This is a genomic window from Streptomyces corynorhini (assembly GCF_003346515.1).
In the GTDB taxonomy this organism is placed as follows: Bacteria; Actinomycetota; Actinomycetes; order Streptomycetales; family Streptomycetaceae; genus Streptomyces; species Streptomyces corynorhini.
The window spans coordinates 1-12,696 of sequence record NZ_QQNA01000193.1 but is presented as its reverse complement, the minus strand read 5'-3'; the positions used below and the strand labels follow the sequence as shown (position 1 = coordinate 12,696).

Annotated in this window: 13 protein-coding genes; 7 read left to right on the top strand and 6 right to left on the bottom strand. The window is 72.3% G+C overall.

Annotated features, from left to right (window positions below; translation table 11 throughout):
- Positions 1-47: 47 nt before the first annotated feature.
- From DVH02_RS23075 to DVH02_RS23065, 3 genes are read right to left on the bottom strand one after another with little or no spacing between them, the layout of a single operon-like run.
- Complete coding sequence (locus DVH02_RS23075) at positions 48-398, bottom strand: DUF202 domain-containing protein (protein ID WP_114625734.1); 351 nt, start codon at positions 396-398, stop codon at positions 48-50.
- Positions 398-790 carry a YidH family protein gene (locus DVH02_RS23070; protein WP_114625733.1) on the bottom strand — a complete coding sequence of 131 codons (393 nt, stop codon included), beginning with the start codon at positions 788-790 and terminating at the stop codon, positions 398-400. Before DVH02_RS23070 ends, DVH02_RS23075 begins: the two co-directional genes overlap by 1 nt.
- A gap of 10 nt (positions 791-800) precedes the next feature.
- On the bottom strand, positions 801-1,361 hold the full coding sequence (locus tag DVH02_RS23065; protein ID WP_199566386.1) for an NUDIX hydrolase: 561 nt from the start codon (positions 1,359-1,361) through the stop codon (positions 801-803).
- A gap of 85 nt (positions 1,362-1,446) precedes the next feature.
- Between DVH02_RS23065 and DVH02_RS23060 the strand changes: the two genes are divergently transcribed.
- The 3 genes from DVH02_RS23060 to DVH02_RS23050 all read left to right on the top strand — a co-directional run bounded on the left by DVH02_RS23060 (position 1,447) and on the right by DVH02_RS23050 (position 6,002).
- Positions 1,447-3,102, top strand: a complete 1,656-nt coding sequence (locus tag DVH02_RS23060) for an FAD-binding dehydrogenase (RefSeq protein WP_114625732.1) — start codon at positions 1,447-1,449, stop codon at positions 3,100-3,102.
- A gap of 324 nt (positions 3,103-3,426) precedes the next feature.
- Entirely contained in the window at positions 3,427-4,386 is a 960-nt protein-coding gene (locus tag DVH02_RS23055; RefSeq protein ID WP_114625731.1) for a hypothetical protein, read from the top strand.
- Between the two features lie 53 nt (positions 4,387-4,439).
- A complete protein-coding gene (locus DVH02_RS23050; RefSeq protein WP_114625730.1) occupies positions 4,440-6,002 on the top strand; it encodes an APC family permease in 1,563 nt (520 codons plus the stop codon).
- A gap of 93 nt (positions 6,003-6,095) precedes the next feature.
- On the opposite strand, the gene DVH02_RS23045 is transcribed toward DVH02_RS23050, so the two are convergent.
- Both DVH02_RS23045 and DVH02_RS23040 read right to left on the bottom strand, forming a co-directional pair.
- Entirely contained in the window at positions 6,096-7,493 is a 1,398-nt protein-coding gene (locus DVH02_RS23045; RefSeq protein ID WP_114625735.1) for a GntT/GntP/DsdX family permease, read from the bottom strand.
- A 19-nt stretch (positions 7,494-7,512) separates the two neighbouring features.
- A complete protein-coding gene (locus DVH02_RS23040) occupies positions 7,513-8,022 on the bottom strand; it encodes a gluconokinase (RefSeq protein ID WP_114625729.1) in 510 nt (169 codons plus the stop codon).
- 173 nt (positions 8,023-8,195) lie between these two features.
- Between DVH02_RS23040 and DVH02_RS23035 the strand changes: the two genes are divergently transcribed.
- The 3 genes from DVH02_RS23035 (at position 8,196) to DVH02_RS23025 (ending at position 10,719) form a co-directional block, all read left to right on the top strand.
- Entirely contained in the window at positions 8,196-8,897 is a 702-nt protein-coding gene (locus tag DVH02_RS23035; RefSeq protein WP_114625728.1) for a FadR/GntR family transcriptional regulator, read from the top strand.
- Between the two features lie 107 nt (positions 8,898-9,004).
- Positions 9,005-10,090: an S-(hydroxymethyl)mycothiol dehydrogenase gene (locus DVH02_RS23030; RefSeq protein WP_114625727.1), complete on the top strand. Its 1,086-nt coding sequence runs from the start codon at positions 9,005-9,007 to the stop codon at positions 10,088-10,090.
- Entirely contained in the window at positions 10,090-10,719 is a 630-nt protein-coding gene (locus DVH02_RS23025) for an MBL fold metallo-hydrolase (protein ID WP_114625726.1), read from the top strand. The genes DVH02_RS23030 and DVH02_RS23025 overlap by 1 nt, the downstream gene beginning before the upstream one ends.
- Positions 10,720-10,725: 6 nt before the next feature.
- On the opposite strand, the gene DVH02_RS23020 is transcribed toward DVH02_RS23025, so the two are convergent.
- Positions 10,726-11,700 carry a pseudouridine synthase gene (locus tag DVH02_RS23020; RefSeq protein ID WP_233518407.1) on the bottom strand — a complete coding sequence of 325 codons (975 nt, stop codon included), beginning with the start codon at positions 11,698-11,700 and terminating at the stop codon, positions 10,726-10,728.
- Between the two features lie 72 nt (positions 11,701-11,772).
- Here DVH02_RS23020 and DVH02_RS23015 point away from each other — a divergent pair, with 72 nt between their 5' ends.
- Complete coding sequence (locus DVH02_RS23015; RefSeq protein WP_114625724.1) at positions 11,773-12,216, top strand: HD domain-containing protein; 444 nt, start codon at positions 11,773-11,775, stop codon at positions 12,214-12,216.
- Positions 12,217-12,696 lie beyond the last annotated feature (480 nt).

Genomic DNA, 12,696 nt, shown 5'->3' with positions numbered 1-12,696 from the left:
GTGTCGATCATGCTGTGACGCGCGCGGACCCGCCCGATCCGCCCGCGTCACAGCATGATCGACACCGCGCACACCGCCAGCAGGACCGTACAGGCCACCGCCATCGCCGCACCGCCCCGCGACAGCACCCGGGGCCGCGCGGCCGTCAGCGCCACCACCCGCCGGTGCGCCACGGCCAGGAACCCCAGCCACAGCAGGGCGCTCAGCGCGGCGGCCGTCAGCCCGGCCGGGGTGGCGCCGCCGTGGATCGCCTGCCGGGCCGCGAGCACCGCCACCACCGTGCAGGAGAGCGTCGTACGGCGCCACGCCAGCCGCGTCCGCTCCGGCTGGAGCCCGGGATCACGGTCCCCGAGGGCTCCCGCGCCCCCGGTGGCCCCGGTGGCCCCGGCCGCCGCCATCAGCCCGCCCGGCCCAGCACCACGATCACCAGCATGGTCACGGCCACCAGCGCCACCGCCAGACTCAGCAGCGTCGGAAAGCCGGACACCGGCAGATCCTCCTTGCGCCGCATCGCCCGCTCGCAGCGCACCCAGTGGCTGACCGCCCGCAGCGCGCACAGCGCCCCCGCCGCGAGCAGCGCCACCGCGAGCCCCACCCGGACCCCCCAGCGCAGGTCCGGCAGGAACTGGTCGACCGCGAACCCGCCGCCGACCAGCGCCAGCGCTGTACGGATCCAGGCCAGGAAAGTGCGCTCATTGGCGAGGGAGAAGCGATAGTCCGGGGTGTCGCCCTCCTCGGCGACGCGCCGCGGCGCGAACCACAGCCGCAGGCTCCTTACGAAATCGCTCACTTGTCGCACTTTACGCGGAGCCCCGGGCGCCCGGCGCCCGCAGGCGCCCGTACGCCGCCAGCCCGTCCGGCACCCACTCCCACGTGTCCAGCCGGCGCACCAGCTCGTCCTCGGGCAGGAAGGCGTGCCAGGCGATCTCCGCCGACTGCGGGCGCACCGGGAGCGCGCAGCGCACCTCGTACACGTACGCGTTCTCCAGGAAGGAGCCGTCCGGCGCGTCGTACCGGAACGGGAACAGCGGTACGGGCCGGTCGAGCCCCGACACCCCCAGCTCCTCCTCGGCCTCGCGCAGCGCCGCGTCGTCGTAGCTCTCGCCCGCGCCGACGACCCCGCCCACGAACATGTCGTGCAGCGAGGGGAAGACCATCTTCCACGCCGTCCTGCGGTGGACGAAGACCCGGTCCCGCGCGTCCCGCACGAACACGAACACGCAGCGGTGTCGCAGGCCCTTCGCGTAGATCTCGCCGCGCGGTGCCTGCCCGAGGACCCGGTCATGCTCGTCGACGACGTCGAGGATCTCCTCGGCGGGGTTGTCTTCCGCGCGGTTCGGCGTATCGCTCATGTCGTCCATCCAACCAGTTGACTCGTTACTCACCCGTACGGAAGATCGGACCACTCACCCGCCCCGCCCGTGAAGCCCGCGAAGGATGGATGCCATGGCGTACGACGCTGATGTGATCGTGATCGGGGCGGGCCTCGCGGGGCTGGCGGCCGCCGCCGAACTGGCCGAGGCGGGCCGGTCCGTGATCGTCCTCGACCAGGAGCCCGAGCGGTCGATCGGCGGACAGGCGCACTGGTCCTTCGGCGGGCTCTTTCTCGTCGACTCGCCGGAGCAGCGCCGGCTGCGCATCAAGGACAGCCGCGAACTCGCCCTCCAGGACTGGCTCGGCACGGCCGGATTCGACCGTCCTGAGGACCACTGGCCGCGCCGCTGGGCCGAGGCGTACGTCGACTTCGCGGCCGGTGAGAAGCGGGCCTGGCTGCACGGCCAGGGCATACGGTTCTTCCCGGTGGTCGGCTGGGCCGAGCGCGGCGGATACGACGCCACGGGGCACGGCAACTCCGTACCGCGTTTCCACATCACCTGGGGCACGGGGCCCGGCGTGGTCGAGCCGTTCGAACGCCGGGTGCGCGAGGGCGTCGCCCGGGGGCTGGTGACCCTGCGCTTCCGGCACCGGGTGACCGGTCTGGCCAGTACGGCGGGCGCCGTCGACACCGTCACCGGGGAGATCCTGGAGCCGAGCGACGCCGCGCGGGGTACCGCGAGCGGCCGTACGGTCACCGGCGAGTTCTCGCTCAGGGCGCAGGCCGTGATCGTCACCTCGGGCGGCATCGGCGGCAACCACGACCTGGTGCGCGAGCGGTGGCCCGCACGGCTCGGCACCCCGCCGCGCAAGCTGCTCTCCGGGGTCCCCGCGCACGTCGACGGGTTGATGCTCGCCGTCGCGGAGGCGGCGGGCGCCCGCCACATCAACGGCGACCGGATGTGGCACTACACGGAGGGCATCGAGAACTGGGACCCGATCTGGGCCCGGCACGGCATCCGGATCCTGCCGGGACCGTCCTCGCTCTGGCTGGACGCGCGCGGGCGGCGGCTGCCCGTACCGCTCTTCCCCGGCTTCGACACGCTCGGCACGCTGGAGCACATCATGCGTTCCGGTCACGACTACACCTGGTTCGTCCTCGACCAGCGCATCATCGGCAAGGAGTTCGCGCTCTCCGGCTCCGAGCAGAACCCCGATCTGACCGGCAAGTCGGTCCGCGACGTGCTCGGCCGGGCCCGCGCGGACGTGCCGGGGCCGGTGAAGGCGTTCATGGACAAGGGCGTCGACTTCGTCGTGGAGAAGGACCTGGGCGCGCTCGTGCGGGGGATGAACGCGCTCACCGGCGAGGCGCTGATCGACGAGGCGGGGCTGCGCCGGGAGATCACCGCCCGGGACCGGGAGATCACCAACCCCTTCACCAAGGACCTCCAGGTCACGGCCGTGCGCGGGGCCCGCAGATATCTCGGCGACAAGCTGATCCGCACGGCCGCGCCGCACCGGATCCTGGACCCGAAGGCGGGCCCGCTGATCGCCGTACGGCTGAACATCCTGACCCGCAAGTCGCTCGGCGGGCTGGAGACCGACCTGTCCTCGCGGATCCTGACCGGGAGCGGCGACCCGCTGCCCGGCCTCTACGCGGCGGGCGAGGCGGCCGGTTTCGGCGGCGGCGGGGTGCACGGCTACCGCTCGCTGGAAGGCACCTTCCTCGGTGGCTGCATCTTCTCGGGGCGTACGGCGGGACGGGCGGCGGCGCAGGCCGTCAGGTGACCGCGCCGGGCCGTATCGCGCGGCATCGGCGGTTCAGCGGCATCAGCGGCTTCGGAGGCGGCTTCGGAGGCGGCGTCGGGGCGGCGATACGTTCCGTGACGCCACCTGCGCGTTCCCGGGCGGGACAGCGCGCGCATGACCTGGGATTCGTCCGGTCCCAGTCATCCGCAGGGACCTGCCCCGGCTCGTACCCGAGAGTAACCAACCTTCTGTAAAGCATAGTTGACGACAATTTGCACCAGGCAATTACTTGACGTGAGGCACTGGCTACCGATTGGCTGGCCGCGATCATTGCTCGTTCATGTGCCTGGAGGGAAACCGCGGATGTCTCCGCCTCCGCCGCCCCTGGGCCGCTTACGAAGACGGGGTACCCGCCCCGACCACTTCTTCGATCCGGCCCTGGACGACGTCGAACTCGCCACCGTGAGGGACCAGTTGGCCCAGGGCCGCTGGTCGGAGGCGCGAACCCTGCTCGCCGTCACCGGCCAGGACTGGGACCGCAGAGGCCACCGCGTCCTCGTCCTCGCCCAGGCGGCCGGTGCCGTCGCCTGGGCGAGGGACTGGCTCATGGTCGAGCCCGGCAGCGCCGACGCGACCACCCTGCTCGCCTGCGCGACCGTCTTCGGCGTGCTGCGCGGCAAGGAGAAGGAGGCGCACGCGCGCAGCGCCTGCCGTGACGCGATCCGGCTGGCCCCCGCCGACCCCACGCCCTGGCTCGGGCTGCTGCTGCTGGCCCGCTCCCTCGGCACGGAGGGGGAGACCTCGCGCCTCTTCGACGAGGTCAGGACCCGCCACCCCGACCACCACCACGCACATCACCTGATGGCCGCCCGCCTCGCCGAACGGCACGCCGACGCGGGCCAGGACCCGCTGCACGAGGTCTACGACTTCGCCGCCTGGGCCGCCGAACAGGCCCCCGCCGACTCGCCGCTCGCGATCCTGCCCGTCGTCGCCCACGCCGAGCGCTACCGGGTCCTGGCGGGCGCGGGACACGAGCCCGCCGATCCGGTCTCCTCCGGCCACTGGACCGGGCGCCGGGCGCGCCAGGTGCTGAAGGCCGCCTTCGACTGGTGGCTGGAGTGGGAGAACGACGTCCATCCGCGCAACCGCGTCGACCTCAACTTCCTGGCCCACGCGCAGTTCCACGAAGGACGCGTCGCCGAGGCCGCCGCGCTCTTCCAGCGCATCGGCGGCCACATCACCCCGGCCCCCTGGTCGTACCCCGACCGGGACCCGCACCAGGCATTCGTCGCCGCGCGCAACGAGGCGCTCGGCTCCGTCTGACCCCCCGCCGCTCGAAGACCACCCTCCCTCCTGCGGAAAGGAACACCCCTGTCATGTCGACGGGCAGATCGAGTACGAGCGAAGCCACTTCGGACACGAGGGAGATCCACACGTACAAGGGGCAGGACAGGGCGCTGCGCGCCAACCGGCTCGGCACGGTGGGCCTGCTGCTCTCCGTGGTGGCCGCCAGCGCCCCCATGCTCGTCGTGGCCGGTGTCATGCCGACCGTCTTCGGAGTCATGGGGATCGTCGGACAGCCGCTGCTCTACGTCATCCTCGGCATCGTGCTCGTGCTGTTCAGCTTCGGCTACGCGGAGATGAGCCGGCACATCCACAACGCCGGTGCCTTCTACGCGTACATCGCCCGCGGGCTCGGCCCGACGGTGGGTGCCGGTGCCTCGCTGCTCGCCCTCGTCGCGTACAGCGCCATGCAGTTCGCCGTCTACGGCCTGCTCGGCTTCGAGGTCTCCGGTCTCTTCGCCACCTACCTCGACATCTCCGTCGGGTGGTGGGTTCCGGCCCTGTTCGCCGCGGCGGTCGTCGGAGTGCTCGGCTGGCTGAAGATCGACCTCAACGCCAAGGTGCTCGGCGTCCTGCTGGCCATCGAGTGCCTCCTCGTGGTGATCTTCGACATCGCCGTCGTCGCCGACCCGGGCAAGGAGGGGCTGTCCATGGCCGCCTTCGACCCGGCCAACGTCACCGGCGCGGGCTTCGGCACCGCGCTCTGCTTCTGCGTCGCCGCCTTCGTCGGCTGCGAACAGGCCCCGGTGTACGCGGAGGAGACGAGCCGTCCGCACATCGTCGTCTCCCGCGTGATGTTCCTCGCCGTCGGCTACGCCGCGTCCTTCCTGGCCCTGAGCGCCTGGGCGCTGACCGTCGCCGCCGGTCCCGGCTCGATCGTCGCCGTCTCGGCGGAACAGGGCCCGGGGCTCCTCTTCGGCCTCACCGAGGAACGGCTCGGCACCACCTTCGCCGACCTTCTGCACGTCCTGTTCGTGACGGGGATGTTCGCCGCGCTGCTCAGCTTCCACAACGTCGTCGCCCGCTACGCCTTCGCGATGGGCCGCGAGGGGCTGCTGCCTGCCACCTTCGGCCGTACCACCCGGGGCAGCGGGGCGCCCGCCTCCGGCTCGGTCCTCCAGTCGCTGATCTCGGTGGCCGCCATCGCCGCCTTCGCCCTCACCGACGGCAAGCCGAACGGCGACCCGACGGCGCCGGTGCTGCGGCTGTTCACCTGGATGGGCAGCGTCGGCGCGCTCGGCATCATCACGCTGATGGCGCTCGCCTCCTGCGCCGTCATCGTCTTCTTCGTACGGCGGGGAGCGGGCCGCGCCCACGCCCCGCGGCTGGTGGCCTCGGGGATCGCGATCGTCGCGCTCGTCGGGATCGCCGTCTACACCGTCAAGGACTTCGGCGTCCTCATCGACGCGGGCCCCGGCTCCGCGCTGAGCTGGGCGCTGCCCGGCCTGATCGGTCTCGCGCTCGTCGGCGGGATCGGCTACGGGCTGGTGCTGCGTTCCGTCAAGCCGGAGGTGCACGCCAGGATCGGGCTGGGCAACGAGGCGTTCCAGCTGGAGAAGGCGGCCGAACAGCGGGCGGAGCGGACCACCGCCTGAACGCGGGAGCGGGCGGCGCGGGAGCCCCTCCCGAAGACGGGAGGAGTGCCCCGCCCCGCCCGCTCCGGCGGCCGAGCGCGGTGAGGCCGGTCGCTACAGCACCAGCGACAGCAGCAGCACGCAGCAGACGCCGACCACCGAGATCAGGGTCTCCATCACCGACCAGGTCTTGATCGTCTGGCCGACGCTCATCCCGAAGTACTCCTTCACCAGCCAGAACCCGGCGTCGTTCACATGGCTGAAGAAGATCGAGCCCGCGCCGATCGCCAGCACCAGCAGCGCGGCGTGCGTCGTGGACATGTCCGCCGCGAGCGGCGCGGCCAGCCCCGCCGCCGAGATCGTCGCCACGGTCGCGGACCCGGTGGCCAGCCGGATCACCACGGCGATCAGCCAGCCCAGCAGCAGCGCCGGTATCGACCAGTCCTTGGAGATGTCCAGCACCATCTGGCCGACCCCGGAGTCGATCAGCGTCTGCTTGAAGCCACCGCCCGCGCCGACGATCATCAGCACGCCCGCGATCGGGCCGAGCGACTTCTCGACGGTCGAGGCGAGCCGGTCCTTGGTGAACCCGGCCGCGCGGCCCAGCGTGAACATGCCGACGAGCACGGCGGTCAGCAGCGCGACCAGCGGCGAACCGACCACGTCGGCGACCCGCTGGACCAGATGCGTGGGGTCGTCCACGACGATGTCGACGAGGGCCTTGCCGAGCATCATCACGACGGGCAGCAGCACCGTGGAGACGGTCGCGGCGAAGCTCGGCCGGTGCTCCAGATCGTCGGAGGTGCGCTCGGGCACCATCTTCTCCGGCACCGGCAGATCCACCCAGCGCGCGGCGTACCGGGAGAACAGCGGACCCGCGACGATCACCGTCGGAATGGCGACCACCACACCGAGCGCCAGCGTCACCCCGAGGTTGGCGCCGATGGCGTCGATCGCGACCAGCGGGCCGGGGTGCGGCGGGATGAGACCGTGCATCACGGAGAGCCCGGCCAGCGCCGGAACACCGATCCGCATCAGCGAGTAGTTGCCGCGCTTGGCGACCAGCAGCACCACCGGGATCAGCAGCACGATGCCGACCTCGAAGAAGAGCGGCAGCCCGATCACCGAGGCGATGAGGACCATCGCCCACGGCATCGCGCGCCCGCCCGCCCTGGCCAGGATCGTGTCGACGATCTGATCGGCGCCGCCGGAGTCCGCCAGCAGCTTGCCGAGGACCGCGCCGAGCGCGATCAGCACGCCCACGCCCGCGACCGTCGAGCCGAGACCGGTGGTGAAGCTGGTGATGACCTTGTCCAGCGGGGCGCCCGCGAAGGCGCCCAGCGCCAGCGAGCCGAGGGTCAGGGCCAGGAAGGCATGCAACTTGAAGACGGTGATGAGCAGGACGATGACGGCGATGCCGAGCAGCACCGCCGTACCCAACTGCGCGTTGCCCGCCGAGGTGATGGGATCGACGGCGTCCGCCGCCAGCGTCTCGACGCTGAGACTGCTCAGGGGTGTCACGGGGGTTCCTTCAGCTGTCCAGCCGACGCAGCGATGCGACGGCCTGTTCGGTTATTTCCTCGGGGGTGCCCGACACGTCGACGGCGACGCCCGCCTCGTCCGCGCCCAGGTCCTCCAACGTGGCGAACTGCGAGTCGAGCAGCCCGGCGGGCATGAAATGCCCCTGGCGCTCTCCCATCCGCCGCTCGATGAGCGGGCGGTCGCCGGTCAGATGCAGGAAGACCGCGCCCGGCGCCTCGTCCCGCAGCCGGTCGCGGTAGGCGCGCTTGAGGGCGGAGCTGCTCACCACCCCGCCGAGACCGGCCCGGCTGTGCGCCCAGGCGCCGATCGCCTCCAGCCAGGGCCACCGGTCGGCGTCCTCCAGCGGCGTCCCGGCGGACATCTTGGCGATGTTCGACGGCGGATGGAAGTCGTCGCCCTCGGCGTACGGGACGCCCAGCGCGTCGGCGAGCAGGGGCCCGACCGTGGTCTTGCCGGTACCTGCTACGCCCATCACCACGACGACGTGGGGGGTGCTCATCGCATGCCTCGCTGTCTTCCTCGACATCGGTCCATCGGTCCATCGGTCCATTCGGTCCCTCGCGGGCACGAGTCCGTCGCGCTACTGAAACCCATTAGGTACGACTTATTCAAGAGGCTGTGACATAAACGTCGTACTTAATCTCTCCCGGGGTCGCCCCGTAGGCTTGCGCCATGACCACAGAAGGCCGGGGCCTGCATACCCATGTGCTGGACACCCTCGGTCTCGCCATCACGGCCGGTGAGTATCCCGAGGGCGGCGTCGTCCGCACCGACGAGGTCGCCCAGCGCTTCGACGTCTCGCGCACCGTCGTCCGCGAGGTCGTCCGGGTCCTCGAATCCATGCACCTGGTCGAGTCCCGGCGCCGGGTGGGCGTGACCGTGCGGCCCGCCGACGAGTGGAACGTCTACGACCCGCGCGTCATCCGCTGGCGGCTCGCGGGCTCCGACCGGCCGCGCCAGCTGCGCTCCCTGACCACGCTGCGCTCCGCGGTCGAACCGGTCGCCGCCGGACTCGCGGCCCGCCACGCCACGCCCGAGCAGTGCGCGGCCCTCACCGAGCAGGCGCTCGGGATGGTCGCCACCTCCCGGGGCGGCCGGCTGGCCGACTACCTCGTGCACGACATCGCCTTCCACCGGGTGGTGCTGAACGCGTCGGGCAACGAGATGTTCGCCCGGCTCGGCGACGTGGTCGCCGAGGTGCTCACCGGACGCACCCGGCACCAGGTGATGTTCGAGGACCCCGACCCCGCCGCCGTCACCCTCCATGTCGGGGTCGCCGAGGCCATCCGCGCGGGCGACGCCGCCCGCGCCGAGGAGCTGACCAGGGAGATCGCCGTGGGCGCCCTGCAGGAACTCGACGTACTGGCCCCCTGACGCGGCACCGGTGCTCCGCGTACCGCCCCCGGCACGGGATAGTGGGACGTGCTGAGGGGACGAACCGTTCGAGGTGTCCCCGGGTACGAGGAGAGGCAGGTCCTGGCATGGCGCAGCAGGTGCAAGGGGTCGTCGCCCCCGGCAAGAACGAGCCGGTACGGGTCGAGACGATCGTCGTACCGGATCCCGGGCCCGGCGAGGCCGTGGTGAAGGTGCAGGCGTGCGGCGTCTGTCACACCGATCTGCACTACAAGCAGGGCGGCATCAACGACGAGTTCCCCTTCCTCCTCGGCCATGAGGCCGCGGGCGTGGTGGAGTCGGTCGGCGCAGGTGTCACCGAGGTCGCCCCCGGCGACTTCGTCATTCTCAACTGGCGCGCGGTGTGCGGGAACTGCCGCGCGTGTCTGCGCGGTCGGCCGCAGTACTGCTTCGACACCCACAACGCGAAGCAGAAGATGACCCTGACCGACGGTACGGAGCTGTCCCCGGCCCTCGGCATCGGCGCCTTCGCCGAGAAGACCCTGGTCGCCGCCGGTCAGTGCACCAAGGTCGACCCGAGCGTCTCCCCGGCCGTCGCCGGGCTGCTCGGCTGCGGGGTGATGGCCGGGATCGGCGCCGCCATCAACACCGGACAGGTGGGCCGCGGCGACTCCGTCGCGGTCATCGGCTGCGGCGGCGTCGGGGACGCGGCGATCGTCGGCGCGCGGCTCGCGGGCGCGGCCCGGATCATCGCGGTCGACGTCGACGACCGCAAGCTGGAGACGGCGAAGTCGATGGGCGCCACCCACACCGTCAACTCCCGCTCCACCGAAGCCGTCGCGGCGATCCGCGAGCTGACCGGCGGCTTCGGCGCGGACGTGGTCATCGAGGCGGTCGGCCGCCCCGAGACGTACCAGCAGGCGTTCTACGCCCGCGACCTGGCCGGGACGGTCGTCCTGGTGGGCGTCCCCACCCCGGAGATGAAGCTCGAACTGCCGCTGCTCGACGTGTTCGGCCGCGGCGGCTCCCTCAAGTCGTCCTGGTACGGCGACTGCCTGCCGTCCCGTGACTTCCCGATGCTCGTCGACCTGCACCAGCAGGGCCGGATCGACCTCGGCGCCTTCGTCACCGAGACCATCGGCCTCGGCGACGTCGAGAAGGCGTTCGCCCGGATGCACGAGGGCGACGTGCTGCGTTCCGTGGTGGTGTTCTGATGAGCGTCCGCATCGACCATCTCGTCACCTCCGGCACCTTCTCGCTGGACGGGGGCAGCTGGGACGTCGACAACAACGTCTGGATCGTCGGAGACGACTCCGAGGCGATCGTCATCGACGCCGCCCATGACGCCGCCGCCATCGAGCAGGCGCTCGGCGGCCGTACGCTGCGCGCCATCGTCTGCACGCACGCGCACAACGACCACATCGACGCCGCTCCCGCGCTCGCCGCCGCCACCGGTGCGCCCGTGCTGCTGCACCCGGACGATCTGCCGCTGTGGAAGCAGACCTACCCCGAGCAGATCCCGGACGGCGACCTGACGGACGGCGGGACGCTCTCCGTCGCCGGGACCACCCTGACCGTGCTGCACACCCCGGGCCACGCGCCGGGCGCCGTCTGCCTCTACGCCCCCGCCCTGTCGACGGTCTTCACCGGCGACACGCTCTTCCAGGGCGGACCGGGCGCCACGGGCCGGTCGTTCTCGCACTTCCCGACGATCGTCGACTCGATCCGCGACCGGCTGCTGAGCCTGCCGCCGGAGACCGTCGTACGGACCGGGCACGGCGACTCGACCACCATCGGCGCCGAGGCCCCGCAGCTGGCGGAGTGGATTCAGCGGGGCCACTGAGTCACGTCAGCCGGGCCGGTGAGTCACTTGCGGAGCCGGTGAGTCGCTTCGGCCGGGCCGGTGGACCAACCGCAGCCCGCTGGTGAAGCGCAGCGGTTCACCGGTCACCGGATCGGTGAACTCCAGCTTCTTCGCCAGCAGTTGCAACGGGTGCGCGTAGTCCTCGGGGCTGTCCTCCCGGACGACCGGATACAGCGGGTCGTTCAGGAGCGGCAGCCCCAGGCCGTTCATATGGACCCGCAGCTGATGGGTCCGGCCGGTGGCAGGCAGCAGCCGGTAGCGGCCCAGCCCGCCCCGGTGCTCCAGCAGCTCGATCCGGCTCTCGCTGTTCGGCTCGCCGGGTACCTCGCGCGCGGCGAGCGTCCCGCGCTCCTTCTCGATCCGGCCGCGTACGGTGACCGGCAGCGCCACGTCCGGGTCGTACGCGGCCACCCCCTCGTACTCCTTGCGCACCGCGCGGTCCCGGAACAGCGTCTGGTACGCGCCCCGGTCCCCGGCCCGTACGACGAAGAGCACCAGACCCGCCGTCAGCCGGTCCAGCCGGTGCGCGGGCTGGAGTTCCGGCAGGTCCAGGCCGCGCCGCAGCCGGGCGAGCGCGGTCTCGGTGATGTGGGCGCCGCGCGGGGTGGTGGCGAGGAAGTGCGGCTTGTCCGCGACGACGATCCGCTCGTCCCGGTACACGATCCCGATCCCGAACGGCACCCTCTCCTCGGCGGCGAGATCCCGGTGGAACCAGACGTACCGCCCCGGGGTGTACGGCTCGCGGCCGGTGACCGGCCCGTCCGCCGCCACGAACCGCTCCTCCCGCAGCATCGCGTCGATCCGCCCGGCGCCGATCGCCGCCCCGAACCGCGCCACGAGATGGTCCCGTACGGTCGGCCACGCCGCGTCCGGATCGGCGGGCAGCCGCAGCCGTACCGGATCGATCCCGGCGCGCTGGGGGAGCGGAGCGGGCGGCGGGGGACGGTGTCTGCGGGCCACGGGCCCGGAGCTTACCGGCCGGATCGCGGCGGGTCGGAGCGCCGTCGGTGTGATCATCGGACGATGGAAGAGATGCTGAGTCTGGACGAGGTGGAAGCGATCGCACGCCGCGCGCACGCGCGGCAGACCGACAAGGCGGGCCGCCCGTACGCGGAACACCTGGCGGCGGTGGCGCGGGGGGTCGCGCGGCGCGGCGGTGGTACGGACCAGATCGCCGCCGCCTGGCTCCACGACGCGATCGAGGACGGGGCGCTCTCCCGCGCCTGGCTCGACGCGGCGGCGCTGCCCACCGCCGTCAGGGCCATGGTGCTGGCCATGACCAAGCGTCCGGGCGAACCCCCGGAGGAGTACGCGACCCGGATCCTGGCCGTGCCCGGCGCGTCGCTGATCAAGGAGGCGGACCTCGGGCACAACGCGGATCCGGACCGGCTGGCCGCGCTCGACCCCGTGACCGCGGCGCGGCTGACCGCCAAATACGCGCACATGCGAGGGCTGTTGGGCCTGGCCGACGGCTGATGATCCGATGATAAGTTCGAGGATCACCGGGTGAACGTGGGGGCGATGAGCGGCACCGATACGAGCCGGATCCCGTCGGCCGACGACGAGCGGCCCCCGGCCGTACGGCCATGGCCCCGGTCGCCCGGATCACCTGGCGCCCCCGCCGCGCGACCGGTGGCCCCCGGGCTGCCGGCCGCGCCGGGAACGGCCGCCGGCGGCATGGCCGCGAGCGTACGGACCCCAGCCGCCCGGCCGCGCCCCGGCCGGAGCGCGCACAGAGCCCCTGGCCGCTGCCGCCCCCGGGGCGTCCTGGGCGGCCACGGGCCGCTGCCCACCAGTTCTTGATCACGGTTCAGAGACCAGAGGGGGACTCGCAATGTCCGGTCAGGACAGCCGGCCCGTACGACGCGACGCGGAAGGGGCGCAGCCGCCCGTACGGGACGCCGCCGCGCCGCGTGGAGTCGCTCCCGCCCCGGTGACCCACCCGGCCCACCCAGC

Excerpts from the sequence above, each read along its gene's own strand:
- DVH02_RS23050 (WP_114625730.1), top strand. The coding sequence starts at position 4,440 with ATGTCGACGGGCAGATCGAGTACGAGCGAAGCCACTTCGGACACGAGG.
- DVH02_RS23055 (WP_114625731.1), top strand. The coding sequence starts at position 3,427 with ATGTCTCCGCCTCCGCCGCCCCTGGGCCGCTTACGAAGACGGGGTACC.
- DVH02_RS23035 (WP_114625728.1), top strand. The coding sequence starts at position 8,196 with ATGACCACAGAAGGCCGGGGCCTGCATACCCATGTGCTGGACACCCTC.
- DVH02_RS23040 (WP_114625729.1), bottom strand. The coding sequence starts at position 8,022 with ATGAGCACCCCCCACGTCGTCGTGGTGATGGGCGTAGCAGGTACCGGC.
- DVH02_RS23025 (WP_114625726.1), top strand. The coding sequence starts at position 10,090 with ATGAGCGTCCGCATCGACCATCTCGTCACCTCCGGCACCTTCTCGCTG.
- DVH02_RS23065 (WP_199566386.1), bottom strand. The coding sequence starts at position 1,361 with ATGGACGACATGAGCGATACGCCGAACCGCGCGGAAGACAACCCCGCC.
- DVH02_RS23075 (WP_114625734.1), bottom strand. The coding sequence starts at position 398 with ATGGCGGCGGCCGGGGCCACCGGGGCCACCGGGGGCGCGGGAGCCCTC.
- DVH02_RS23060 (WP_114625732.1), top strand. The coding sequence starts at position 1,447 with ATGGCGTACGACGCTGATGTGATCGTGATCGGGGCGGGCCTCGCGGGG.
- DVH02_RS23015 (WP_114625724.1), top strand. The coding sequence starts at position 11,773 with ATGCTGAGTCTGGACGAGGTGGAAGCGATCGCACGCCGCGCGCACGCG.
- DVH02_RS23030 (WP_114625727.1), top strand. The coding sequence starts at position 9,005 with ATGGCGCAGCAGGTGCAAGGGGTCGTCGCCCCCGGCAAGAACGAGCCG.